General features: G+C 64.6%; 20 protein-coding genes and 1 riboswitch. Of the genes, 12 read left to right on the forward strand and 8 right to left on the reverse strand.

The window, feature by feature from the left end:
• Positions 1 to 17 precede the first annotated feature (17 nt).
• Genes GTK01_RS05640 through GTK01_RS05655 form a run of 4 tightly spaced genes read left to right on the forward strand, consistent with a single transcriptional unit; the run spans position 18 to position 3,149 of the window.
• Complete coding sequence (locus GTK01_RS05640; protein WP_252924887.1) at positions 18 to 344, forward strand: hypothetical protein; 327 nt, start codon at positions 18 to 20, stop codon at positions 342 to 344.
• The gene (locus GTK01_RS05645; protein ID WP_252924888.1) at positions 341 to 1,426 is read left to right on the forward strand and encodes a GTP-binding protein; all 1,086 of its coding nucleotides are present in this window, start codon (positions 341 to 343) and stop codon (positions 1,424 to 1,426) included. The genes GTK01_RS05640 and GTK01_RS05645 overlap by 4 nt, the downstream gene beginning before the upstream one ends.
• A gap of 8 nt (positions 1,427 to 1,434) precedes the next feature.
• Entirely contained in the window at positions 1,435 to 2,682 is a 1,248-nt protein-coding gene (locus GTK01_RS05650; protein ID WP_252924889.1) for a PotD/PotF family extracellular solute-binding protein, read from the forward strand.
• A 20-nt stretch (positions 2,683 to 2,702) separates the two neighbouring features.
• Positions 2,703 to 3,149: a GNAT family N-acetyltransferase gene (locus tag GTK01_RS05655; RefSeq protein ID WP_252924890.1), complete on the forward strand. Its 447-nt coding sequence runs from the start codon at positions 2,703 to 2,705 to the stop codon at positions 3,147 to 3,149.
• Between the two features lie 209 nt (positions 3,150 to 3,358).
• Here the strand turns inward: GTK01_RS05655 and GTK01_RS05660 are convergent, their stop codons facing one another.
• Together GTK01_RS05660 and GTK01_RS05665 are read right to left on the reverse strand one after the other, a co-directional pair.
• The gene (locus GTK01_RS05660) at positions 3,359 to 5,437 is read right to left on the reverse strand and encodes a hydantoinase/oxoprolinase family protein (protein WP_252924891.1); all 2,079 of its coding nucleotides are present in this window, start codon (positions 5,435 to 5,437) and stop codon (positions 3,359 to 3,361) included.
• Between the two features lie 17 nt (positions 5,438 to 5,454).
• Positions 5,455 to 7,215 carry a hydantoinase B/oxoprolinase family protein gene (locus GTK01_RS05665; protein ID WP_252924892.1) on the reverse strand — a complete coding sequence of 587 codons (1,761 nt, stop codon included), beginning with the start codon at positions 7,213 to 7,215 and terminating at the stop codon, positions 5,455 to 5,457.
• 190 nt (positions 7,216 to 7,405) lie between these two features.
• Between GTK01_RS05665 and GTK01_RS05670 the strand changes: the two genes are divergently transcribed.
• Positions 7,406 to 8,356, forward strand: coding sequence for a helix-turn-helix domain-containing protein (locus GTK01_RS05670; protein WP_252924893.1), 951 nt, complete (start codon positions 7,406 to 7,408; stop codon positions 8,354 to 8,356).
• A gap of 4 nt (positions 8,357 to 8,360) precedes the next feature.
• Here GTK01_RS05670 and GTK01_RS05675 read toward each other — a convergent pair whose 3' ends face one another.
• The 3 genes from GTK01_RS05675 to GTK01_RS05685 all read right to left on the reverse strand — a co-directional run bounded on the left by GTK01_RS05675 (position 8,361) and on the right by GTK01_RS05685 (position 14,136).
• A complete protein-coding gene (locus tag GTK01_RS05675) occupies positions 8,361 to 9,452 on the reverse strand; it encodes a ribonucleotide-diphosphate reductase subunit beta (protein ID WP_252925062.1) in 1,092 nt (363 codons plus the stop codon).
• A 109-nt stretch (positions 9,453 to 9,561) separates the two neighbouring features.
• The gene (locus tag GTK01_RS05680; protein ID WP_252924894.1) at positions 9,562 to 12,462 is read right to left on the reverse strand and encodes a ribonucleoside-diphosphate reductase subunit alpha; all 2,901 of its coding nucleotides are present in this window, start codon (positions 12,460 to 12,462) and stop codon (positions 9,562 to 9,564) included.
• A gap of 104 nt (positions 12,463 to 12,566) precedes the next feature.
• Positions 12,567 to 12,776, reverse strand: a riboswitch (cobalamin riboswitch).
• Between the two features lie 49 nt (positions 12,777 to 12,825).
• Positions 12,826 to 14,136, reverse strand: a complete 1,311-nt coding sequence (locus GTK01_RS05685; RefSeq protein ID WP_252924895.1) for an MFS transporter — start codon at positions 14,134 to 14,136, stop codon at positions 12,826 to 12,828.
• A 209-nt stretch (positions 14,137 to 14,345) separates the two neighbouring features.
• On the opposite strand from GTK01_RS05685, the gene GTK01_RS05690 reads away from it, so the two are divergent.
• The 6 genes from GTK01_RS05690 to GTK01_RS05715 all read left to right on the forward strand — a co-directional run bounded on the left by GTK01_RS05690 (position 14,346) and on the right by GTK01_RS05715 (position 18,768).
• Positions 14,346 to 15,122, forward strand: a complete 777-nt coding sequence (locus tag GTK01_RS05690; RefSeq protein WP_252924896.1) for a hypothetical protein — start codon at positions 14,346 to 14,348, stop codon at positions 15,120 to 15,122.
• 73 nt (positions 15,123 to 15,195) lie between these two features.
• Positions 15,196 to 15,339 (forward strand): DUF3096 domain-containing protein, encoded by a 144-nt coding sequence (locus tag GTK01_RS05695; RefSeq protein ID WP_252924897.1) that lies wholly within the window; start codon positions 15,196 to 15,198, stop codon positions 15,337 to 15,339.
• Between the two features lie 91 nt (positions 15,340 to 15,430).
• A complete protein-coding gene (locus GTK01_RS05700; RefSeq protein WP_252924898.1) occupies positions 15,431 to 15,658 on the forward strand; it encodes an aa3-type cytochrome c oxidase subunit IV in 228 nt (75 codons plus the stop codon).
• 59 nt (positions 15,659 to 15,717) lie between these two features.
• Entirely contained in the window at positions 15,718 to 16,941 is a 1,224-nt protein-coding gene (locus GTK01_RS05705; protein WP_252924899.1) for a Re/Si-specific NAD(P)(+) transhydrogenase subunit alpha, read from the forward strand.
• A complete protein-coding gene (locus tag GTK01_RS05710) occupies positions 16,941 to 17,357 on the forward strand; it encodes a proton-translocating transhydrogenase family protein (protein ID WP_252924900.1) in 417 nt (138 codons plus the stop codon). The genes GTK01_RS05705 and GTK01_RS05710 overlap by 1 nt, the downstream gene beginning before the upstream one ends.
• A gap of 10 nt (positions 17,358 to 17,367) precedes the next feature.
• Entirely contained in the window at positions 17,368 to 18,768 is a 1,401-nt protein-coding gene (locus tag GTK01_RS05715; RefSeq protein ID WP_252924901.1) for an NAD(P)(+) transhydrogenase (Re/Si-specific) subunit beta, read from the forward strand.
• A 55-nt stretch (positions 18,769 to 18,823) separates the two neighbouring features.
• Here GTK01_RS05715 and GTK01_RS05720 read toward each other — a convergent pair whose 3' ends face one another.
• The 3 genes from GTK01_RS05720 to rpsU all read right to left on the reverse strand — a co-directional run bounded on the left by GTK01_RS05720 (position 18,824) and on the right by rpsU (position 20,566).
• The gene (locus GTK01_RS05720) at positions 18,824 to 19,297 is read right to left on the reverse strand and encodes a DUF992 domain-containing protein (protein ID WP_252924902.1); all 474 of its coding nucleotides are present in this window, start codon (positions 19,295 to 19,297) and stop codon (positions 18,824 to 18,826) included.
• Positions 19,298 to 19,360: 63 nt separating this feature from the next.
• Entirely contained in the window at positions 19,361 to 20,200 is an 840-nt protein-coding gene (locus GTK01_RS05725; RefSeq protein ID WP_252924903.1) for a tetratricopeptide repeat protein, read from the reverse strand.
• Between the two features lie 129 nt (positions 20,201 to 20,329).
• Positions 20,330 to 20,566 carry a 30S ribosomal protein S21 gene (gene rpsU / locus GTK01_RS05730; protein ID WP_252924904.1) on the reverse strand — a complete coding sequence of 79 codons (237 nt, stop codon included), beginning with the start codon at positions 20,564 to 20,566 and terminating at the stop codon, positions 20,330 to 20,332.
• A gap of 302 nt (positions 20,567 to 20,868) precedes the next feature.
• Here rpsU and GTK01_RS05735 point away from each other — a divergent pair, with 302 nt between their 5' ends.
• The gene (locus GTK01_RS05735) at positions 20,869 to 22,122 is read left to right on the forward strand and encodes a sarcosine oxidase subunit beta (protein ID WP_252924905.1); all 1,254 of its coding nucleotides are present in this window, start codon (positions 20,869 to 20,871) and stop codon (positions 22,120 to 22,122) included.
• The last annotated feature ends 8 nt before the right edge of the window (positions 22,123 to 22,130 follow it).

Genomic DNA, 22,130 nt, shown 5'->3' on the forward strand with positions numbered 1-22,130 from the left:
AACGGAAGGAGCCGGTCATGTGCTCGCTATGCGGCATCTTAGGGTGCGACGATCACTGGACGAGCGCGGTCGCACGTCCAGGTGTCTACACGCGCAACACTGACCGGCTCTCGCGGCGGCGCGAGGCGGCAGACCGGATGAAGTTCGCCAGCGCCGTCCTGTCACCGCGCCGCATCAGCGTCTCGGAATGGCAGGGCACGTCCTATGTCCTGTCGAGCCCCACCGGCCGCACGCAGGTCTTCGACAGCCTCGCCCATCTGTGGCCCGAAGCCGAGGCGATGGCCGGCCGTGCGTTCGACCCGCTCGATCCGGTCTATCTGGAGCAGTTGAAGGCGATGTCATGAGCATGCAGCCCGCGGGTGCCACGCCGATCAACCTCCTCACCGGCTTCCTCGGTTCGGGCAAGACGACGCTCCTGCAGCGTATTCTGACCGATCCGGCCATGGCCAGCGCCGCTGTCCTCATCAACGAGTTCGGCGAGGTCGGGCTCGACCATCACCTTCTCGACCGGATCGACGACAATGTCGTCCTGATGAAGTCGGGCTGCATCTGCTGCACAGTGCGCGGCGAGATCGCCGACGCGCTGCTGGGTCTTCATTCGCAGCGCGCACGCGGTGAAATCCCGTGGTTCGACCGCGTCGTCATCGAGACGACCGGCCTTGCCGATCCATTCCCCGCGCTCTCGACCATCCAGTCGCACCCCGTCCTGCGCAGCCATTTTGCCATCGCCAATGTCGTGACCACGGTCGATGCGGTGAACGGGCAAAAGCAGCTTGCCGACCGTCTCGAAGCCGTACGTCAGGTCGGCGCGGCCGATGTCGTCGTCATCACCAAGACCGACCTTGCCGACGAGGCGCGCACCGCCGATCTGCGCGCCGCGCTCACGCGTCTCAATCCCACCGCGCGCCAGGTCGTCGCCACCGACGCGGCCTCGAGCGACTTCATCGCGTCGAGCGCCGCGCTTCGCGCCGAGGGCTGGGATGCGGCGGCCCGCCACGCCGTGGACCATGCCGCGCACGACCACGACCACAATCATCACCACCACCACCACAATGACGACGCGGCCGACGCCAAGGTCCGTTCCTTTGCCATCACCGTCGACGGTCCCGTCGACTGGACGGCATTCGGCATCTGGCTCACCATGCTCCTCAACCGGCACGGCGACCGCATCTTCCGGGTCAAGGGCATCCTCAACATCGCCGGCGAAGACCGCCCGGTCGCCGTCCACGGCGTCCAGCGCCTCGTCCACGCACCCGTCCACATGAGCGCCTGGCCCGACGCGAGCCGCCAGTCGCGCATCGTCTTCATCGTCGACGATCTCGACCCGGCGCGGATCGAAGCCTCGTTCCATGTGTTCAACAGGCTGTCGGAAAAAGTGTTGTCGCATCGCGCAAGTGGTTGCCTGGAAACGGCAACCCCGCGATAGGAGACCGGATGACCCTTGAGGACAATGATGCCATCCCCGCGCCGGCTGTTCATATCGCCAGGCCGCAGACCCTGCGCGTGCTGTGCACCGAGATTACGCCGTTCCGGCAGTTGCAGGCACGCGCCCAGCGCGATCTCGGCTTCGAACTCGTCTTCGATCAGCATGATTTCGTCACCGCGCAACGCCTCGCCGCGACCGAGCCGGACCGATACGACATCTACGACCAATGCTTCCACAATCTCGATATCGTCTGGCACTGGCGCGCCATCAAGCCGATCGAGATCGAGCGCATCGATCTTTGGCCGCGCGTCAACGACCTGACCAAGAAGGGCTGCATCAACGCCGCCGCGCCGCTCGGCTTCGGCGATGCGCCGGTCACGCGACTTTACGTGCAGCAGGACAACACGCTGTCCTCCGTGCCGACGCCCTATCTGTCGATGCTGCCGACCGTCCATAATTTCGATTCCTTCGGCATCAACGAGACCGCGACCGGCATCGACACCGACCGCGACGTCCATTCGTGGGCGGAACTTTTGAACCCGCGCTGGCGCGGCCACGTTTCCATCGTCGACGAGCCGGCAATCGGCATCTTCGACCTCGCGCTCGCCTTTCGCGCCGCGCGCAAGATGGCGTTCAAGGAACTCGGCAACATGACGGTCGACGAGATCGACCAGTTGCTCGACTTCGCGCTGGCGCTGAAGCGAAAAGGCCATTTCCACACCTTCTGGCGCACCGCGCCCGAGGCGACCGCGCTGATGGAGAGCGGCGACGTGTGGGCCGGGTCGATGTGGAGCCCGAGCGCGGTGGCGCTCAAAAGCCGGCATCTGCGCATCCGGCAGGCCGTGCCCGTCGAGGGCTACCGCGCCTGGCATGGAGGGTTGTGCCTCGCCCGGCACCTCACCGGCCACCGGCTCGATCAGGCCTATGCCTATCTCAACTGGTCGCTGTCGGGCTGGCCCGGCGCCGTCGTCGCCCGGCAGGGCTACTACATGTCCGTCACCGAGCCGGTCCGCGATCACCTCGAGCCGGAAGAGTGGGACTACTGGTACGAGGGCAAGCCCGCGCGCCGCGTCCTCAACGATCCCGAAGGCAAGCCCGCGATCCAGCTCGGCGCGGTGCGCTCCGGCGGTTCCTACTGGAGCCGCGCCTCGCATATCGCGCTGTGGAACACCACCATGGACGAGCACAACTACCTCGTGCGACGCTGGGCCGAACTCGTGCGCGAGCCGGCCGGGGGCCTCAAGCGCGCCTCCTGATCTTCAAGAAGGATTTCGCCTTGGCAGTCACCATCATCCGGCCCGAACCGCAGCACCGCGCCGACTGGGACCGGCTCTATGCCGCCTATGCGCAATTCTACAAGGTCGAGCAGACGGGCGAGATGCGCGACCGCGTCTGGTGTTGGCTCCAGTCTCCCGACGAGGAAGAGCAGGGCTTCCTCGCCGTCGACGAGACCGGCCGCATTGTCGGCCTCGCCCACTTCCGCCAGTTTACCCGCCCCCTCTCGGCCTCGCGCGGCGGCTTCCTCGACGATCTCTTCGTCGACCCGGCCGTGCGTGGCTCCGGCGCCGCCCAGGCGCTCATCGCCGCCATTGCCGATGAAGGCCGCAGCCGTGGCTGGACCGTCATCCGCTGGATCACCAGGGACGACAACTACCGCGCCCGCGCCGCCTACGACCGTCTCGCCAAGCGCACGGATTGGCTGACCTACGACATCGCGCTGTAGGGTTTTACGAAGCGGACCCCCACCCTGTATCCCTCCCCACAAGGGGGAGGGAGGGCATCCACGTCTCGATCTACTCTGCAAACTGGGTGGTGCATCGAAACGTTTGGGAAACGCCGACGGATTCCCTCCCCCTTGTGGGGAGGGATACAGGGTGGGGGTCCCCTTCACGAAAGACCGCTTCGTCCACGCAAATTCACAACCTGCGACGATCAACCCACCGGCGTCACCACATAAGACCCGCTCTCGTGCAGTTCCGCCCGCCAGCCCGGTTCGATGACGATGGTGGTCGTCGTCTCCTCGATGATCGCCGGCCCCGTCACCACGTCGCCCGCGCCGAGCTTGTCCCCATCATGGACCGGCACGCGCTGGCGGTTGCCATCGGCCGAGAAGATCGCCTGGCGCGTTCCCTTCAGTGAGGCATCGACATTGCCGCCCCTGGCCAGCGCCTTGTCGCCGGGTTTGGAAACCAGCCCATAGAGTGTGCTTTCGATGTTGACGATCTCGACCGTGTTGTTTGGCTCTGCATAGGTGTAGAGCTGCTCGTGCCGGCGGTGAAACGCCTCCTTCAGGCGTTCGACCGTTTCCGCGCCGATCTCGAAATTCTCGACCTCCACCGTGCATTCGTGCACCTGCCCGACATAGCGCATGTCGAGGCTGCGCTTGATGCGGATCTGGTCTTCGCCGAAGCCGTCAGCCTTCAAATGTGCCTGGCCTTCTTCTTCCAGTTCGTGGAAGAGCGTGTTGACGCGCTTGTATGCCTCCTCGTTGTCGAGGCGCACCGGGCAGGTCGCCATGTAGTTGTATTTCACGTCCGAGATGATCTGGCCGAAGGCGCAGAGTCCGGAGGCGAGCTTCGGCACGATGATCCGCGTGATGCCCATCTCGCGGGCCAGCGCCGTTATGTGCGCGCCCGTCGCGCCACCTGCGCAGACCAGCACGAAATCGCGCGGGTCGTAGCCGCGCTCGATCGAGACGCGACGGATGCCATTGACCATGTTGGCGTTGACGATGGTGAACATGCCGTAGGCGGCCTTTTCAAGCGAGATGCCGAGCGGTTCGGCCACCTTCGTTCGAATAGCCGTTTCGGCTTTTGTCGGGTCGAGCGGCAGGCGGCCGCCGACGAGCCCGTCCGGGTTGAGATAGCCGAGCACGAGATTGACGTCGGTCGTCGTCGGCTCCGTTCCCCCCTGTCCGTAGCAGGCGGGGCCGGGGTCGGAGCCGGCGCTTTGGGGGCCGACCTGCAGCAGCCCCATCTCGTCGATCCAGCCGATTGAGCCGCCGCCTGCGCCCAGCGTCTCGACCTGGATCATCGGCACGCCGATCCGGTAGCGCAGGAAGTCGATGTTCTTGTTGAGGTTCGTCACGCCCTCATGGGTCAGCGTGATGTCGAAGGACGTGCCGCCCATGTCGATGGTGATGACGTTGGTCTCGTCGAACGGCGCGGAGACGTGAAGGCCGGCGAGCGGAGCGGAGGCGGGACCGGAATTGATCGCGTAGACCGAGCGGTCCGTCATCGCCTCGCCGATGGCAAGCCCGCCATTCGACTGGAAATAGCGCACCGGGTGCTTCGCTCCCAGCGAGCGGAAATAGGCGTCCACCGCGCCGACATATTTCTTCAGCGTCGGTGCCAGATAGGCGTTCGTCACCGCCGTGGAGGTCCGCGTATATTCGCGTACCTGCGGGTAGAGCGAGGAGCCGAGCGTGAGGATGACGTCCGGCATCATCTCGCGCACGATCTCGCCCGCGCGCCGCTCGTGCTCGGGGTGGAGCACCGACCAGACGAACGAGATCGCGACCGATTCCACGCCTTCCTTGATGAAGTGTTCGCAGGCGGCGCGCACGTCGTCCTCGGTCAGCGGCGTTCGCACCTCGCCATTGGAGAGCACGCGCTCGCGCACGCCCTTGCGCAGGTTACGCGGCACCAGCATCACCGCCGGCGGATAGTCGGCATCGTAGCGATAGCCGTCCTCTTTGTGGCCGTTGCGGATCTCGATCGAATCCTCGTGGCCTGCGGTGCAGATCAGCCCGGTGCGCGCGCCCTTGTGCTGGATCAGCGCATTGAGGCCGACCGTCGTGCCGTTGATGCACAGGTCGCAATTGGGGATGATCTCGTCCAGCGGCACGTCGAGGTCCTCGGCGATCAGCGACAGGCCGTTCCTGATCGCGATGGTCGGGTCGGCCGGCGTCGAGAGCGCCTTGTAGAGCCGGTTGCCGCCGGCCTGTTCGGCCAGCACGAAATCGGTGAAGGTGCCGCCGGCATCGATGCCGAGACGATATTTGCTGCGCATGGTCATCTCTCCTCGTCTCAAGCGGCGCGCAATTTGCGGGTGGCGTCGAGGTCGACTTTCAGCGTCTGCGTGTCCGCGATGACGACGCCGTAGTCTTCCCGCGCGCCATTGATCGATACGAGGCCGAGCTTGACGTCCTCGACCACCTTGTCGACTGGCCGCTTCTTCGGGTCGCCATAGCCGCCGCCGCCGGGGTTCATATTGGTCACCGTCTCGCCGGGCTTGATCACGCCGATCGTGTTGTTGCGGATCGTCTCGGTCTGGCCGTTGCGCTTCAATTCCAGCCGGCCGACCTTGGTGTCGATCATGGAAGATTGCGCACCGGCCGCTCCGAGGGCAGGGATGCGCCGTCCCTCGCCGAACATGATGAAGGTCATGTCGCCGTCGAGCGGTTCCACCTCCCAGGCCGTGCCGGAGCCGCCGCGATGCAGCCCCGCGCCGCCCGAATCCGTCATCAGCGAATATTTGTGGATGATGATCGGGTAGGAATGTTCCAGGAGCTCGACATCGCCCGATGTCAGCGCGCCGAAGCAGCATTCGGGCCCGCAGGCATGCCAGCCGTCCTGCTGCGGCGTCGCTCCCGCGCCGGAAATGATGGTGGCGAGCACCATCGTCACATATTCCTCGTCGTGGCGCTTGTCCCAGCCGGCGATGTTGAGCCCGTTGGCGTGGCCCCAGGACGCCGCGACCTTCGACGGCATCGCCTTTTCGAAGGCGAGGCGCACCGCGTCGGTCAGCGTCTCCATCGGCGTCGTGGTGCAGTTCATGTGCGGCGCCGGTTCCTTGGCGTTGCACAAGGTCCCTTTCGGCCCCATGTCGACCGAAACACAGCGGTAGAGCCCTTCATTGTAGGGCGGGGGTAGCTGCGCGAACATCATCAGGCCGAGATAGACGCCCGAATAGGAATTGCCCTCGTAGGAATTGATGAAATAGGGAATCTGCGGCGGGCTGGAGATTGATATCCGGCAATTGTCGCCTTCGATCGTCACCGTCGCCTTGATGTCGAAATCGCCGAAGCCGTGGCCGGCGTCTTCCAGCACCGCGACGCCTTCATAGGTGCCGTCGGGCACTTCGGCGATCAGCGTGCGCATCTGCCGCTCGGCCATGTTGAGAAGTTCGCCGATGCACGCGTCGACTTTCTCCTTCCCATATTTGTCGAGCATTCGCACCAGCGCGCGCTCGCCCACCTGGCAGGCGCCGATCAGCGCGTTGAAATCGCCTTCCTGGTCGCGACGCGCGCGCATGTTGGTCAGGATCATGTTGAGCACGTCCTTGCGCGGCTTGCCCCGGTCCCAGATCTTCACCGGGGGAATGCGCAGGCATTCGGCGTAGATTTCCTTGGCGTCGGGGTTGTAGCCGGCCGGCACCGGCCCGCCGATATCGGTCAGATGGCCCTTGCAGACCGTCCAGTAGACGAGTTCGCCATGGTAGAAGACGGGCTTGTACATGCACACGTCGATCGCGTGGCTGCCGCCATAGGCCGGGTCGTTATGCAGGATCAGGTCGCCCTCGTTTATGTCGCCCTCGAAATAGCCGGCGACCACCTTCATCGCCGGGATGAGCGAGCCCAAATGGATCGGGATGTCCTGGCCCTGCAGGATCATCTCCGGCTCGGCGTTGAAGAGCGCGGTCGAATAATCGTGCGCCAGATTGAAGACGCTCGAGCGCGCGGTCTTTTCCAGCGACAGCGTCATCTCGCGCTGCGTCGTTTCCAGAATGCCGCGCACCACCGAAAGGGTGATCGGGTCGACACTTCGCTTGGCGATGTCCCGTTGCATATGTCCTCGCTTTCCGGCCCGGTCGTGTGCCCTGGCCGCTGTTCCCTTGTTTTGGAAAAGCCTATGCCCGGCTCGGCACGGACGTCTTTGACGAGGAGTGCGCGATTTCTTGACCGTCAGCGCAGCCGGCAACGCGAGCGTTTGTCAGATGCGGCGACCTGCCATAAGGTCAGCTCGGGAAAGGACGCATATGGACGTCATCACGACACGCGGGGTCGATCCTGCCAGCCGCAGCGCCCATTGGCATCAGGCGATCGCCCATGCCTATTTCCCGCTCGACCTCAAATTCCGCGATCCCGAACGGTTTACCGGGCATCTCGCCAAATGGACGCTCGGCGGCGTCTCGCTGTCGCGCCTGCGCTCCGAGGCGCTCGCCTATCACCGGCTGCCACGCCATCTGCGCGGCGAAAGTGATGAGCAGCTCTTGATCACCATCCCTGTGTGCGCGCCGGTCCAGTTCTCGCAGCGGGGGCGCGACGTCACCTGCGCGCCGGGCGGTTATATCATAGAATGCGGCCACGAGCCCTACGAGTTCAGCTATGGCGAGCGTTCGGACCTATGGGTGATGAAGGTCGACGCCGCCGCCCTGCGTGGCCGCATCCGCGCGCCCGAGCGCTTCTACGGCATGCAGTTCAACGGGTCGGAGGGCGTCTCGGGCCTCTTCGTCGCCATGCTGAACCAGATACCTTCGCAGATCGGCTCCATGAGCGATGAGGCGCGCGACGCCGTCGGCCAGCAGCTCGTCGACCTTCTCGCACTCTCCATCCGCGCCGACGAGCGCACATTGACGTCGGGACAGTCGAGCGTGCGCGGCGCGCACCTTTCGCGCGTCGAGACTTTCGTGCGCGCCAATCTTCACCGCCGCGACCTCGATCCGGAGCTGATCGCGCGGCGCTGCGGCATTTCCGTGCGCTACCTGCACGAAATCTTCCGCGACACGAACCAGACGCTCGGCCAATGGGTCCGCGACCTGAGGCTCGAAGCCGCGCGCGAAGACTTGAGCGCAGCCGGCGCGCAGGCCTCGATCGCCGAAATCTGCTTTGCGCGCGGCTTCGGCGACCTCGCCCATTTCACCCGCCTCTTCAAGAACCGGTTCGGCAAGGCACCGGGCGAATACCGCAAGAGTCTTCAGGCGGATTGAAATTTCAGTCCCAGGCGAGTGCGCCGCCGCTCTGGTACTCGATCACGCGCGTCTCGAAGAAGTTTTTCTCCTTCTTCAGATCCATCGCCTCCGACATCCAGGGGAACGGGTTTTCCGTGTCGGCGAAGACGGGGCTGAGGCCGAGCTGCGCGCAGCGCCGGTTGGCGATGAAACGCATATATTGCTCGCACAGCGCCGCGTTCAGCCCGAGGAACCCGCGCGGCATCGTATCGCGGCCATAGGCCGCCTCCAGTTCGGCCGCGTCAGCAATCATGCTCCGGATTTCCTCCTGGAATGCCGCGGTCCACAGATGCGGATTCTCGTGCCGGATCTGGTTGATGACGTCGATGCCGAAGTTGAGATGAATGGATTCGTCGCGCAGGATGTACTGGTACTGCTCGGCGATGCCGACCATCTTGTTGCGCCGGCCGAGCGAGAGGATCTGCGCAAAGCCGGTGTAAAACCACATCCCCTCGAAGATGACGTAGAACGCGACGAGGTCGCGCAGGAAGGCGGTATCCGTCTCTGGCGTGCCGGTCCGGAATTCAGGGTCGTCCAGCGACTGCGTATGCTTCAGCGCCCACGCCGCCTTGTCGGTGATGGATGGCACCTCTCGGTACATGTTGAAGAGCTCGCCTTCGTCGAGCGACAGGCTTTCCACGACGTACTGGAAAGTGTGGGTGTGGATCGCCTCCTCGAAGGCCTGTCGCAGGAGATATTGCCGGCATTCGGGGTTAGTCAGATGGCGGTAGATGGCCAGCACGATGTTGTTGGCCACCAGCGATTCCGAGGCGGCGAAGAAGCCGAGATTGCGCTTGATCATGCGCCGCTCGTCCTCGGTGAGGCCGTCCTTCGACTTCCACAAGGCGATGTCGGCCTGCATGGAAACCTCCGTCGGCATCCAGTGATTGTTGCAGCCGGAAAGATATTTCTCCCACGCCCAGCGATATTTCAGTGGCAAGAGCTGGTTCACGTCGGCACGCGCATTGATCATGCGCTTGTCGTCGACCGAGACACGCGCGCCGCCGCGCTCGATGGCGCCGAGCCCGGTGGCGTCGGTGGTCGGGAGGGAGTTCGGTTCAGTAAAGGTGAGCATCTGGAGCCTGTCGGACTGTTGCTGGTTGTTCGGGAAAAGCGCCATCCCCGTTCGCGACTCAAATCCCCTGGAGGTTGGCCAGAGGTGGGGATGACGCGAATGTTGAAGGTTACTGGCAGGCCTCGCACTCGGGATCGTCGATGGCGCAGGCCTTGCCCCACGCAGATGCCGGGTCGATCGTGATGGGTGCCGGCGCGGCCGGCACAGCCGCAGGCGCCGCGGCGATCCCCGCAGTCACTGCGTTCAGCTTCCCGTCCGTGCCCTTCAGCGTGGATTTCTCGACATGCGTCGCCGATCGCGCGCGCAGATAGTATGTCGTCTTCAGGCCCTTCTTCCACGCCAGCCGGTAGAGCGCGTCGAGCGCCTTGCCGGACGGATTGGCCATGTAGAGATTGAGCGACTGCGCCTGGTCGATCCATTTCTGGCGTCGCGACCCGGCCTCGATCAGCCAGGCGGAATCGATCTCGAAAGCCGTGGCGTAAAGTGCCTTCAGATCGTCCGGAATGCGGTCGATCTGCCCGACAGAGCCGTCGAAATATTTCAGATCCGAGATCATCATCTCGTCCCAGAGCCCGCGCGCCTTCAGATCGCGCACCAGCGCCGCATTCACGACGGTGAAGTCGCCGGACATGTTCGATTTGACGAACAGGTTCTGGTAGGCCGGCTCGATGGATTGCGACACGCCGCAGATGTTGGAGATCGTCGCCGTCGGCGCGATCGCCATCGTGTTGGAATTGCGCATGCCGACGGTCTTCACCCGCTCGCGCAACGTGTCCCAGTCCAGCGAAGTCTTTGCGTCCATCTCGACACCCGGTCGCGCATCCTCGAGCAGCCGGATCGAGTCGACCGGCAGGATGCCCTTCGACCAGAGCGAGCCGTCGAAGCTCGGATAGCGTCCGCGCTCGGCCGCCAGATCGACTGAAGCGGAAATCGCGTGGTAGCTGATCGCCTCCATCGACCGGTCCGCGAAATCCGCCGCCGCGTCCGACGCATAGGCGATCCGCAGCGCCTGAAGTGCGTCGTGGAACCCCATCAGGCCGAGCCCGACCGGGCGATGGCGAAGGTTCGACTTCCGCGCTTCGGGGATCGTGTAGAAATTGATGTCGACGACATTGTCGAGCATCCGCATCGCCGTCGCCACCGTTCGCGCCAGCCGCCCCATGTCGAGGCCGGCCTCGCTCACATGGTTGGCAAGGTTCACCGAACCCAGATTGCAGACCGCGACCTCGTCCTTCGACGTGTTGAGCGTGATCTCGGTGCACAGGTTCGACGAGTGCACGACGCCGACATGTCCTTGCGGCGAGCGGATGTTGCAGGGGTCCTTGAACGTGATCCAGGGATGGCCCGTCTCGAACAGCATGGTCAGCATCCGCCGCCACAGATGGACGGCGCGCACCGTGCGGAACACCTTAATTTCTCCGGCCGCCGCTCTTGCCTCATGCGTCTCGTAGGCAGTCTTGAACGCCGCGCCGTAGAGATCGTGCAGATCTGGGACCTCGTCGGGTGAGAACAGCGTCCACTCCGCATTCGCCTCGACGCGCTGCATGAACAGGTCGGGCACCCAGTTCGCCGTGTTCATGTCATGCGTGCGGCGGCGGTCATCGCCGGTGTTCTTGCGCAGGTCGAGAAATTCCTCAATGTCGACATGCCAGGTTTCCAGATAGGCGCAGACCGCACCCTTGCGCTTGCCGCCCTGGTTGACCGCGATTGCCGTGTCGTTCGCGACTTTCAGGAACGGCACCACGCCCTGGCTCTCGCCATTGGTGCCCCGGATGTGAGCGCCAAGGCCTCGAACCGGCGTCCAGTCATTGCCGAGCCCGCCCGAATATTTGGCGAGCAGCGCATTGTCCTTCACTGCCTTGAAGATGCCGTCGAGATCGTCGGCCACCGTCGTCAGGAAGCAGGACGAGAGCTGCGGCCGGGTTGTGCCCGAGTTGAACAGCGTCGGCGTCGAGGCCATGAAATCGAAGGAAGAGAGGAGGTCGTAGAACTCGATCGCCCGCGCCTCGCGGTCGATCTCGCGGATCGCCAGTCCCATCGCCACGCGCATGAAGAAAGCCTGGGGCAGCTCGAAGCGCTTGCCCTTCGTGTGCAGGAAATAGCGGTCGTAAAGCGTCTGTAGGCCGAGGTATTGGAAGGACAGATCGCGTTCGGGCCTCAGCGCCGCGCCAAGCCTTGCAAGGTCGAAGCGGGCAAGTTCCGGATCGATCAGTCCGGCATCGATGCCCGTGGTGACGAAGGCTGGAAAATACTCCGCATAGCGCTCCGTCATCTGCGCGTGCGTCGCTGCGTCCGGCCGGCCGGCAACGAAGCTCAGCGCCTCGCGCCGCAAGCGGTCGAGCAGGAGCCGAGCCGAAACGAAACTGTAGTCCGGGTCGGTCTCGACCAGCGCACGCGCGGCGAGAATGGGCGCGAGCGAGAGTTCGTCGAGCGTGATGCCGTCGTAAAGATTGCGCCGCGTCTCCACGAGGATCGGCTCGGGCGAAACGGCGTCGAGCCCGGCGCAGGCGTCCTGCACCAACGCGTTCAGCCGCGCCTCATCGAGCGGCGCAAGGCTGCCGTCGGCAGCCTTCACGTTCAGCGCCGGCGCTTCGTCCCTTGCCTTGGGCTCGGTGGCAAGGCGTTCGCGGGCGCGCTCCTCGCGGTAGAGCACGTAGGCGCGCGCAATCCGGTGATGCTCGCCGCGCATCAGCGCGAGCTCGACCTGGTCCTGGATGTCCTCGATATGGACGATGCGTCCTTCGCCGCCCCGCCGTGCGAGCGCCGACGTCACCTGCGAAGTCAATTCCTCGACCGCGTCGTGGACCCGGCGCGATCCGGCCGCGCCCGCACCCTCGACGGCGAGGAAGGCCTTGGTCAGCGCAACGGCGATCTTCTGCGGGTCGAACGGCGTCAGTGCGCCGTTGCGCCGGATGACACGGTATCCGCTAACGTCGGCGGCGTTCGCTTCGGCAATGAACTGCGGAACCGCGACGGCTCCGTTGGATGGTCGTGTGGCAATGCCCTGCATCAAAATTCCCCGTTGCGCTGGTGGACGGGGGAGGGCGCACGCATGCTTTGACGGGGTGAATCGATCGCCCGTGGCACACGCACCACCGGGACACCCCGCCCGAGGTTCGTTCAAGCCGTCAGGGCAGGTCTCCTGGCTCGCAGGTCTCAGCTCTCGTCGGCCTTCCCGGTGCCATCGGCACCAGTGGCATCAATCGACGCAAGCTCACTGCTTACAGTTGCGGGGGCAGCGCCGGCATTGCGTTTCGCGCACCGGCTTCCCTCTTAGCTCCCGGACGATTTTCCGCCCGGAAGACCCATGACCACCGCATATAGATGGGTATTTGCGGATGGCGTCAACATCTGGTGTTGCGCCGTCCACATCTCAGGCGAGGGCGGCTTGCCGCGTTTCCACGTCGATCGCCCGCGCGGCAACCGCCGCGATCAGCAATAGCCCGGCGAAAAGGCCGATCGCGGCCGTCGTGCTCTGAATGAAGAGATAGACGAGCACCGAAGGCGCCAGCAGCCCGCCGAGCCGCGCCATGGCGCCTGCAGCACCCATGCCGGTTGCGCGCGAGGCGGTCGGGTAGAGTTCGGGCGTGAAGGCATAGAGCGCGCCCCAGGTTCCCAGCAGCGCGAAGCTCATGATCAGCAGCGCCGCAGCGATCAGGGCAGGGGTGGTCGCGACGACGAAGAGCGCGCAACCTGCCGCGCTCAGCACGAGGAAGCGCGTCAGCGTCGTGCGTCGTCCCCATTTCTCCACGCCATAGGCAGCAAGCGCATAGCCGGGAATCTGCGCAAGAGCGACGAGAACGAGGAAACCGTAGCCCCGTACGAAACCGAAGCCCTCGGTCGCCAGGCGCGCCGGCATCCAGGCGAAGATGCCGTAATAGGAGATCGACACAAGGAACCAGCAGGCCAGCATCAGGATCGTGCGGCGGCGCAATTGAGGGGAGAAAAGGCCGACATTGCCTGCTGCCGGCATCGCCGTCAGCGGTGTTGCGCCGAGCGGCGTCTTGCCGTTGGCGGCCAGCACCTTGTCCATCACTGCTCGCGCTTCCGGCTCGCGGCCGGTGCGCATGAGATGCATCGGCGATTCGGGTATCCAGAAGCGCAGGAAGATGCCGACGACAGCGGGCAGCGCGGTGACGAAGAAGATCACGCGCCAGGCGTCGGTTACGCCCGCCGAGGCCGCCGCCCATGCCGTCAGCGCGACGGCGACCGTGCCAACGGCCCAAAAACCTTCCAGCATCACCAGCCAGCGCCCCCGCCGCGAAGGCGGCAGGAACTCGGCCATCATCGCATAGTCGACCGGCAGCGTGCCGCCGACGGCGATGCCGGTCATGAAGCGCAGGAGGAGGAGGGTCTGGAAGTCTGGCGCGAAGGCGGAGGCGAGGCCGAAGACGGCATCCATCGCGACCGTCCCGATCAGGATGCGCCGGCGTCCGAAGCGGTCGGCCAGACGGCCGAAGACGGCGGCGCCGATCAGCATGCCGAGAAAGAACAACGTCCCGGTCTGCAGCGCCTGCGGCACGGTGAGCCCGAAGGTTGCCGCTATCGAGGCCGCGGTGAACCCCACCGCCAGAACCTGCATGGCATCCGCCGTCCACACCAGTCCAAAAACGCCCAGAAGCCTCTTCTGGAAGGGTCCGGTGCCGCCCCGCTCCAGGACTGCGTCGATCGTCGTAGTCGTCATGAACGAATCCCCCAATTCTGTGAGCGTGGCTCTAGGGTGGTTGTGAGAATTTGTCGAGGGGCATCGTGAACCGCACGGCGCTTTCAACCGCACATGGCAGTCAAGACGTTAACCTTAACCATAGGTAAATGAATCGTTTCACAGTTTCGGGGTTTTGGAACAGTCAAGACACGGTTAGCATCTCCTTAATGGCGGTACGGGGATGCGACATGACAGGACAAGCAGCGGCGCTGCGTGCCGAGGCGGATGGCGGTTCCGTTTCGGGCGACGTGCAAGGTTCGGCATTCGCGCGCAGCGTGTCTGCACTGTTGGAGCGAACGGAATACCGGCGCTGCGAAAGCGGCGAGGATCTGGAGGCGATCTACCGCCTGCGGTTCAAGGCGTATAAGGCCTACGGCCTCGTCGGCGAAGCCGAGAACGAGCGCATTTCCGACGCGATGGACGACACGCCCAACAGCTACCGGTTCGGCGTGTTCGTCGATGGCGAACTCGTCTCGACGGTGCGGCTTCACCACATCACCGCCGCCGAGCCCCGGGGACCGGTCATGCGCGTGTATTCCGACATGCTGGAGCCGCGGCTCGCCGCCGGCGAGACCTTCGTCAATCCGGGCCAGTTCACCGCCGATCCGTCGGTCGCCGGCTCGTTTCGCCTGCTGCCCTATCTGACGCTGCGCCTTGCGGTCATCGCCAATACCTATTTCGACTCCACGAGTTGCGTGTGCCTGATCCGCGACGAGCACGTCGCCTTCTACAAGCGCATATTCGGTTCCTCTCAGGTCGGGCTCGCGCGGCCCTATCCGCCGTTCACCGTGCCGGTCATGCTCTACGAATCGAACTGCAAGGAGAACATGGCGAAGACGGTCGCGCGCTATTCGTTCTTCCGCTCCACGGCGGCCGAGCGCCGGATGCTCTTCCGGCGCCCGGATGTCGGCGAACTGACGCCGCTCACTGTCCTGCCAACGGCCAAGTATCGGGTCGCGGCCTGACGCTGCGGCACTCTTGCCGCAAAACGCAGCGCGCCTAGTTGGACTTAGGGACCTTCATCCAGGAACAACACCAATGCCCGATCTCGCACTCACCCCGCTGATCTCGCTCATCGCCGGCGTCGTGATCCTGATCATGCCGCGCCTCCTGAACTACATCGTGGCGCTTTATCTGATCGTCATCGGTCTGATCGGCCTCTTTCCCGACCTCGTCGGATAGGCGCGGCGGCCGCGTTCCGCGACAATCGTGCCATTGCCCTCAATCACGGTTTTCGTTATCAGCGACTGACAGATTTGCGAGGGAGCCTTCCATGGCAGAAGAACATCACTCCGGCCCGCTCGATATTGGCGCGGAAATGGACTATCACGAGCACGAAAGAACCTATTCGTTCTTTCTCGAAATGGCCAAATACGGCACCCTCGCCGTGGTCGCGCTTTTGATCGCAATGGCCTTCGGCTTCTTCACGTCGGCCGGCTTCATATCGGCGACGATCCTGTTCCTGCTCATCTGCGGCCTCGGCGCGGTTCTTCTGCGCTGATTTCGGCCGGGCCTTTTGCCCCGCCGGCAAATTGAAAATCGGCAGTCAGGGAGGGGCACATGCCGCAGATCGTATTCGTACCAAAAGAAGTCGAGGGGGGAGAGCCGCGCGTCGCGGCCTCGCCCGATACTGTCAAGCGGCTCAAGGGCCTCGGTCTCGACGTTGTCGTTGAAGCAGGCGCAGGTACCGCCTCGCGCATCCCCGACGCCGAATTCGAGAAGGCCGGCGCGCGGATCGGCACCGCCGCCGACGCATCCTCCGCCGATGTCGTCCTCAAGGTTCGGCGCCCGAACGACGCCGAACTGAAGGTCTACAAAAAAGGCGCCGCGGTCATCGCCGCGATGGACCCCTACGGCAACGACGCCGCCGTCGCCGCCATGGCCAGGGCGGGCGTCTCGGCCTTCGCGATGGAATTCATGCCGCGCATCACCCGCGCGCAGTCGATGGACATTCTCTCAAGCCAGGCCAATCTCGCCGGCTACCAGGCGGTCGTCGACGCGGCCGCCGAATATGACCGTGCATTGCCAATGATGATGACGGCGGCCGGGACCGTGCCCGCCGCAAAGGTCTTCATCATGGGCGTCGGCGTCGCCGGCCTGCAGGCCATCGCGACCGCGCGCCGCATGGGCGCCGTCGTCACCGCGACGGACGTGCGCCCCGCCGCCAAGGAACAGGTCGCCTCGCTCGGCGCCAAGTTCCTCGCCGTCGAGGACGAGGAGTTCAAGGCGGCCGAGACAGCTGGCGGCTACGCCAAGGAAATGTCCAAGGAATACCAGGCCAAGCAGGCCGCGCTGACGGCCGAGCACATCGCCAAGCAGGACATCGTCATCACCACCGCCCTGATCCCGGGCCGGCCCGCGCCGCGCCTCGTCTCGGCGCAGATGGTCGCTTCGATGAAGCCCGGTTCCGTCATCGTCGACCTCGCGGTCGAGCGCGGCGGCAATGTGGAGGGCGCCAAGCCCGGTGAAGTCGTGACGAGCGCCAACGACGTCAAGATCGTCGGTCATCTCAACATGGCCGGCCGTGTCGCCGCCTCCGCCTCGCTGCTCTATGCAAAGAACCTATTCGCGTTCCTGGAGACGCTGGTCGACAAGGAGACGAAGACGCTCGCGATCAGGCCGGACGACGAACTCGTCAAGGCGACGCTCCTGACCCATGAGGGCAAGGTCGTCCATGCGAATTTCGCGAAGGCCGAAACCGCGCCCGTCGAGGCTGCGGAGCCCCAGCCCCAGCCCCAGCCCCAGCCCAAGCCGAAATCCGCTTCGAAGAAGGGGGATGCGTGATGGAAATGACCGCGATGGAACGCGCCATCGAGCAGCTCGAGCAGGCGACCGCCGCACTGCGGCTCGCCTTCTCCGATCTTGAGACCGCGGAAGCGGCCGGCCATGCCGCCGCAGCGGCCACGGGCGGCGCGATCGACCCCTTCGTCTTCCGCTTTGCCATCTTCGTCCTGGCGATCTTCGTCGGCTACTATGTCGTCTGGTCGGTGACGCCGGCGCTGCACACGCCCTTGATGGCGGTGACCAACGCCATTTCGTCGGTCATCGTCGTCGGCGCGCTTCTGGCGGTCGGCATCTCGGCCTCGGGGCTGGCAACCGGCTTCGGTTTCGTCGCCCTCATCCTTGCATCGGTGAATATCTTCGGCGGCTTCCTCGTCACCCACCGCATGCTCGCCATGTACAAGAAAAAAGAGAAGTGAGGCGCATTCGATGAGCGAGAACTTCGCCTCCTTCCTCTACCTCGTCTCCGGCGTCCTGTTCATCATGGCGTTGCGGGGCCTGTCGCATCCCACCACCAGCCGTCAGGGCAATCTCTACGGCATGGTCGGCATGGGTATCGCCATCGTCACGACGCTGCTTCTGGCGCGTCCGACCTTCGGCGGTTTCCTCCTGATCGTCGTCGGAATCGCGATTGGCGGTGGCATCGGCGCGGTGATCGCCAAGCGCATCCCGATGACCTCGATGCCGCAGCTCGTCGCTGCCTTCCACTCGCTCGTCGGCCTTGCAGCGGTGCTCGTCGCTGCCGCGGCCGTGTACGCGCCGGAAAGCTTCGGCGTCGGCACGGTCGGCCAGATCCACACCCAGGCGCTGATCGAGATGTCGCTCGGCGTCGCCATCGGTGCCATCACTTTCACCGGCTCGATCATCGCGTTCCTGAAGCTCGATGGGCGCATGTCGGGCAAGCCGATCATGCTTCCCGCGCGTCACATGGTGAATGCGGCGATCGCAACCGCGCTCGTCCTGCTCGTCATCGTCCTCGTCATGACGCAGTCGACGCTGGCCTTCTGGCTGATCGTCCTCCTGTCCCTGGCACTCGGCGTCCTGATCATCATCCCCATCGGCGGCGCGGACATGCCGGTCGTCGTGTCGATGCTCAACTCGTATTCGGGCTGGGCGGCGGCCGGCATCGGCTTCACGCTCGGCAACCTCGCGCTGATCATTACCGGCGCGCTCGTCGGCTCGTCGGGCGCGATCCTGTCCTACATCATGTGCAAGGGCATGAACCGCTCCTTCATCTCCGTCATTCTCGGCGGTTTTGGCGGCGAAACGGCTGCCGCCGGCGCGGATGACGGGATCGAGCGAACGGTCAAGCAGGGCTCGGCCGACGACGCGGCCTACCTCATGATGAACGCGCAGAAGGTCATCATCGTGCCCGGCTACGGCATGGCCGTCGCGCAGGCGCAGCATGCGCTGCGCGAGATGGCCGACACGCTCAAGGCCAACGGCGTCGAGGTCAAATACGCGATCCACCCCGTCGCCGGCCGCATGCCCGGCCACATGAACGTGCTTCTGGCCGAGGCGAACGTGCCTTACGACGAGGTCTTCGAACTGGAAGACATCAACTCGGAATTCGCCCAGGCCGACGTCGCCTACGTCATAGGCGCCAACGACGTCACCAACCCGTCCGCCCGCGACGACAAGTCCTCGCCGATCTACGGCATGCCCATCCTCGACGTCGACAAGGCCCGCACCTGCCTCTTCGTCAAGCGCTCGCTCGGCTCGGGCTATGCCGGTATCGACAACACGCTGTTCTACAAGGACGGCACGATGATGCTGCTCGGCGACGCCAAGAAGATGACCGAGGAAATCGTCAAGGCGATGGCGCACTGACCACAAACAAAAAACCCGGCTGAAAAGCCGGGTTTTTGCTTTGCATGTTGGACGACTACAGCGCCCGCAGCTTGAACTCCGTCACACCGAGCGCCACGTTCAGGCCCGTCTGTGCCTGAACGCTCAGCGGTTGCAGCATCAGCGATTCATTCGACCCGCCGACGAGCACGCTGACACCGCCGCCCACCGCCGCCGTCACTTCGGCCGAAGCGCCATAATAGTCGCCGGCCAGGGCGGCGGGCGAGAGCTCGGCAGCGGTCGGTGCCAGAACGGCCCACTGCATCACCGCGGCGCTCGTCACGCCGACGTCGAGGCCATACTTGTTGACGACGCCGACGAACTGGACCGGCGGACGGCCGTCGGAGGGGGTGAAGGCGCACTGCATGTCCCGTGAGGAACCGAAGATGGCGCCGACGTCGCCCTCGATGGCGCATTCGAGCATGCCCATTTCGGCGCGCGTTTCCTGCGCCTGCGCGACCGTGGCGGATGTTCCCGCGACGAGGGCGGCGGCGATCAGTGTGCGGATCATATGAAGTCTCCCGTTCGAGCGTCTGCCTGACAACCGAACGGGCGGAAGATCGTTCCGATTACGTTACGAAGCGCGCGTCCGGCTCAGCCCCTCGCGGGCTACCTCGAGGCTGGGGTCCAGCCGCGCCGCCTCGGCATAGGAACGTGCGGCACGTTCGCGATCGCCACGACGCTCGAGGATGAGCGCCTGATAGGCCCAGGCTTCCGCATTCGTCTTGTCGAGGTTCAAAGCCGTATTGAAATCGGCCAGCGCGTTGTCCTCGTTGTTGATCGCGAGATAGGACAGGCCGCGCGCCGCGTATGGCTCGGCCGCGTTCGAGGCGAGCGAGATCGACTGGGCGAAATCGGCGATGGCGAAGTCATGCTGGTTGCGGGTCTGGTAGAGAAGCCCGCGATTGTAGTAGGCGCGCGGGTCGGTCGTATCGAGCTGGATCGCGCGCTCGAAATCCTGGAACGCGCTATTGGCGTTGCCGGCGAGCCGGTAGAGATTGCCGCGGCCAATCAGGGCCGAATCGTAGTTCGGGTTGAGCTGGAGCGCCTGGTTGTAGTCGGCGAGCGCGGCCTGCTGGTTGCCCATGTTGCGATGGATCAGCGCGCGGTTGTTGTAGGCTTGATAGAAGCCCGGATTGAGCTGGATGGCGCGGTCGAAATCGGCCAGCGCCTCGGCGTTGCGGCCGCCGCGGCCATAGGCCGTACCGCGCACATTATAGGCTTGCGGGTCCTGGGGGGAACGCTCGATGACGGCGGTCAGCGAGGAGATGTTCTCGCTCGAAGCCTGCGCGGCGTCCATCGGCGAGACTGTCGATATCGTTTCGGGCGCGGTCTGGCAGGCGGCGAGCGCCAGCACGGAGACGAGGGCGAAGGCGGTGGCGGTACGCCTGGCGTGGCGCGCGGTCGAAATCATCGGCTGGTTCCCCCAGTTCGGATTTGGCAGGCAGGCTGCTTCGGATCAAACGCGGACAACGAAAAAAGGTGGCAGCGATTGCTCGCGCCACCTCTGATAATTCGGCAATAAAGACCAAAAAGCGGCAGATCAACGCGCCGCTACAGGGGCACGACCGCCGCCGACCAGGCCTTCGCGCTGGGCGCGCTTGCGGGCCAGCTTGCGGGCGCGGCGAACGGCTTCGGCCTTTTCGCGGGCGCGCTTTTCGGACGGCTTCTCGTAGTGGCCGCGCATCTTCATCTCGCGGAAGATACCTTCGCGCTGCATCTTCTTCTTGAGCGCGCGGAGCGCCTGATCAACATTGTTGTCGCGGACGAGTACCTGCACGTGCGTTCCTGTTCGTTACCGTGGATCTGTCTAAATTCGTAAGCGCAAGGAATTGCGCCCGTGGCACGCACCACGGATCGGTGCGGCTCATATCACCGCCCGCATCCCTTGTCGAGCGGAAATCGTCTGGCGCCGAAACGGCATGCAACCTGCCAATTCGTCGCAGTCAAATCGGCGCGGCGCAAACGGGCAATCGAAGTCGCAATCAGTGCAAGGCGCCTCGGCGCTTTTCGCTAGTCATAGCTTCGCCATCCTGGTTCTCCTGGATGTCGTTTTCCAACGGTCCGCGAGGCACGAGCCCCATGCGCAAATATTCGGTCTTCGCCATCGCCCGCGAGGCGCTTCGCGGCCACAAGGGATGGGAGGAGCAATGGTCCTCGCCCGAGCCGCGCTCCGAATACGACGTCATCATCGTCGGTGCAGGCGGGCATGGCCTTGCAACCGCCTACTATCTTGCCAAGGAGCACGGCGTCACCAACATCGCGGTTCTGGAGAAAGGCTGGCTCGGCGGCGGCAATACCGGCCGCAACACCACCATCATCCGCTCCAACTATCTCTACGACGAATCGGCCGGGATCTACGACCACGCCGTGAAGCTGTGGGACGGGCTTTCGCAGGACCTCAACTACAACGTCATGTATTCGGCCCGCGGCGTCATGATGCTGGCCCACAACGTCCGCGACGTTCAGGTCTTCAAGCGGCATATCCACGCCAATCGGCTCAATGGCGTCGACAATGAATGGCTGACGCCGGAAGAAGCGCAGGCCTTCTGTCCGCCGCTCAACATCTCGAAGTCGGCCCGCTATCCCGTGATGGGCGCGGCGCTCCAGCGGCGCGGCGGCACGGCGCGGCACGACGCCGTCGCCTGGGGATATGCGCGCGCGGCGGCAGACCGCGGCGTCCACATCATCCAGAACTGCGAGGTCACCGGCGTTCGCCGCTCGGCCAACGGCCATGTGACTGGCGTCGACACCTCGCGCGGCTTCATCGGCGCCAAGAAGGTCGGCGTCGTCGCGGCAGGGCACTCCTCGGTCATCATGCAGATGGCGGACGTGCGCATGCCGCTCGAATCCTATCCGCTTCAGGCGCTGGTTTCCGAGCCGGTCAAGCCGGTGTTTCCCTGCGTTGTCATGTCGAACACGGTCCACGCCTACATTTCGCAGTCCGACAAGGGCGAGCTCGTCATCGGCGCGGGAACGGACCAGTATACCTCCTATTCGCAGACCGGCGGCTTCCACATCCTCAACCACACGCTCGACGCCATCTGCGAGATGTTCCCGATGTTCACGCGCATGAAGATGCTGCGCTCATGGGGCGGCATCGTCGACGTGACGCCCGACCGCTCTCCGATTCTCGCCAAGACACCGGTACCGGGGCTCTACGTCAATTGCGGCTGGGGCACGGGCGGGTTCAAGGCGACACCGGGCTCCGGCCACGTCTTCGCGCACACCATCGCCAACGACAATCCGCACCCGATCAACGCGCCGTTCAACCTCGAACGCTTCCGCACCGGCCGCCTCATCGACGAAGCTGCTGCCGCCGCCGTCGCGCACTAGGATTCCTC

The sequence above is a fragment of the Aliihoeflea sp. 40Bstr573 genome, from assembly GCF_024105655.1.
Taxonomy (GTDB): domain Bacteria; phylum Pseudomonadota; class Alphaproteobacteria; order Rhizobiales; family Rhizobiaceae; genus Aliihoeflea.

Bases quoted from the DNA above. Each gene is read 5' to 3' on its own strand.
- GTK01_RS05695 (WP_252924897.1), top strand. From the start codon at position 15,196: ATGCCCGATCTCGCACTCACCCCGCTGATCTCGCTCATCGCCGGCGTC.
- GTK01_RS05645 (WP_252924888.1), top strand. From the start codon at position 341: ATGAGCATGCAGCCCGCGGGTGCCACGCCGATCAACCTCCTCACCGGC.
- GTK01_RS05725 (WP_252924903.1), bottom strand. From the start codon at position 20,200: ATGATTTCGACCGCGCGCCACGCCAGGCGTACCGCCACCGCCTTCGCC.
- GTK01_RS05675 (WP_252925062.1), bottom strand. From the start codon at position 9,452: ATGCTCACCTTTACTGAACCGAACTCCCTCCCGACCACCGACGCCACC.
- GTK01_RS05650 (WP_252924889.1), top strand. From the start codon at position 1,435: ATGACCCTTGAGGACAATGATGCCATCCCCGCGCCGGCTGTTCATATC.
- GTK01_RS05640 (WP_252924887.1), top strand. From the start codon at position 18: ATGTGCTCGCTATGCGGCATCTTAGGGTGCGACGATCACTGGACGAGC.
- GTK01_RS05715 (WP_252924901.1), top strand. From the start codon at position 17,368: ATGAGCGAGAACTTCGCCTCCTTCCTCTACCTCGTCTCCGGCGTCCTG.
- GTK01_RS05710 (WP_252924900.1), top strand. From the start codon at position 16,941: ATGGAAATGACCGCGATGGAACGCGCCATCGAGCAGCTCGAGCAGGCG.
- GTK01_RS05685 (WP_252924895.1), bottom strand. From the start codon at position 14,136: ATGACGACTACGACGATCGACGCAGTCCTGGAGCGGGGCGGCACCGGA.
- GTK01_RS05700 (WP_252924898.1), top strand. From the start codon at position 15,431: ATGGCAGAAGAACATCACTCCGGCCCGCTCGATATTGGCGCGGAAATG.
- GTK01_RS05680 (WP_252924894.1), bottom strand. From the start codon at position 12,462: ATGCAGGGCATTGCCACACGACCATCCAACGGAGCCGTCGCGGTTCCG.
- GTK01_RS05735 (WP_252924905.1), top strand. From the start codon at position 20,869: ATGCGCAAATATTCGGTCTTCGCCATCGCCCGCGAGGCGCTTCGCGGC.
- GTK01_RS05705 (WP_252924899.1), top strand. From the start codon at position 15,718: ATGCCGCAGATCGTATTCGTACCAAAAGAAGTCGAGGGGGGAGAGCCG.
- GTK01_RS05665 (WP_252924892.1), bottom strand. From the start codon at position 7,215: ATGCAACGGGACATCGCCAAGCGAAGTGTCGACCCGATCACCCTTTCG.
- GTK01_RS05720 (WP_252924902.1), bottom strand. From the start codon at position 19,297: ATGATCCGCACACTGATCGCCGCCGCCCTCGTCGCGGGAACATCCGCC.
- GTK01_RS05660 (WP_252924891.1), bottom strand. From the start codon at position 5,437: ATGCGCAGCAAATATCGTCTCGGCATCGATGCCGGCGGCACCTTCACC.
- GTK01_RS05670 (WP_252924893.1), top strand. From the start codon at position 7,406: ATGGACGTCATCACGACACGCGGGGTCGATCCTGCCAGCCGCAGCGCC.
- GTK01_RS05690 (WP_252924896.1), top strand. From the start codon at position 14,346: ATGACAGGACAAGCAGCGGCGCTGCGTGCCGAGGCGGATGGCGGTTCC.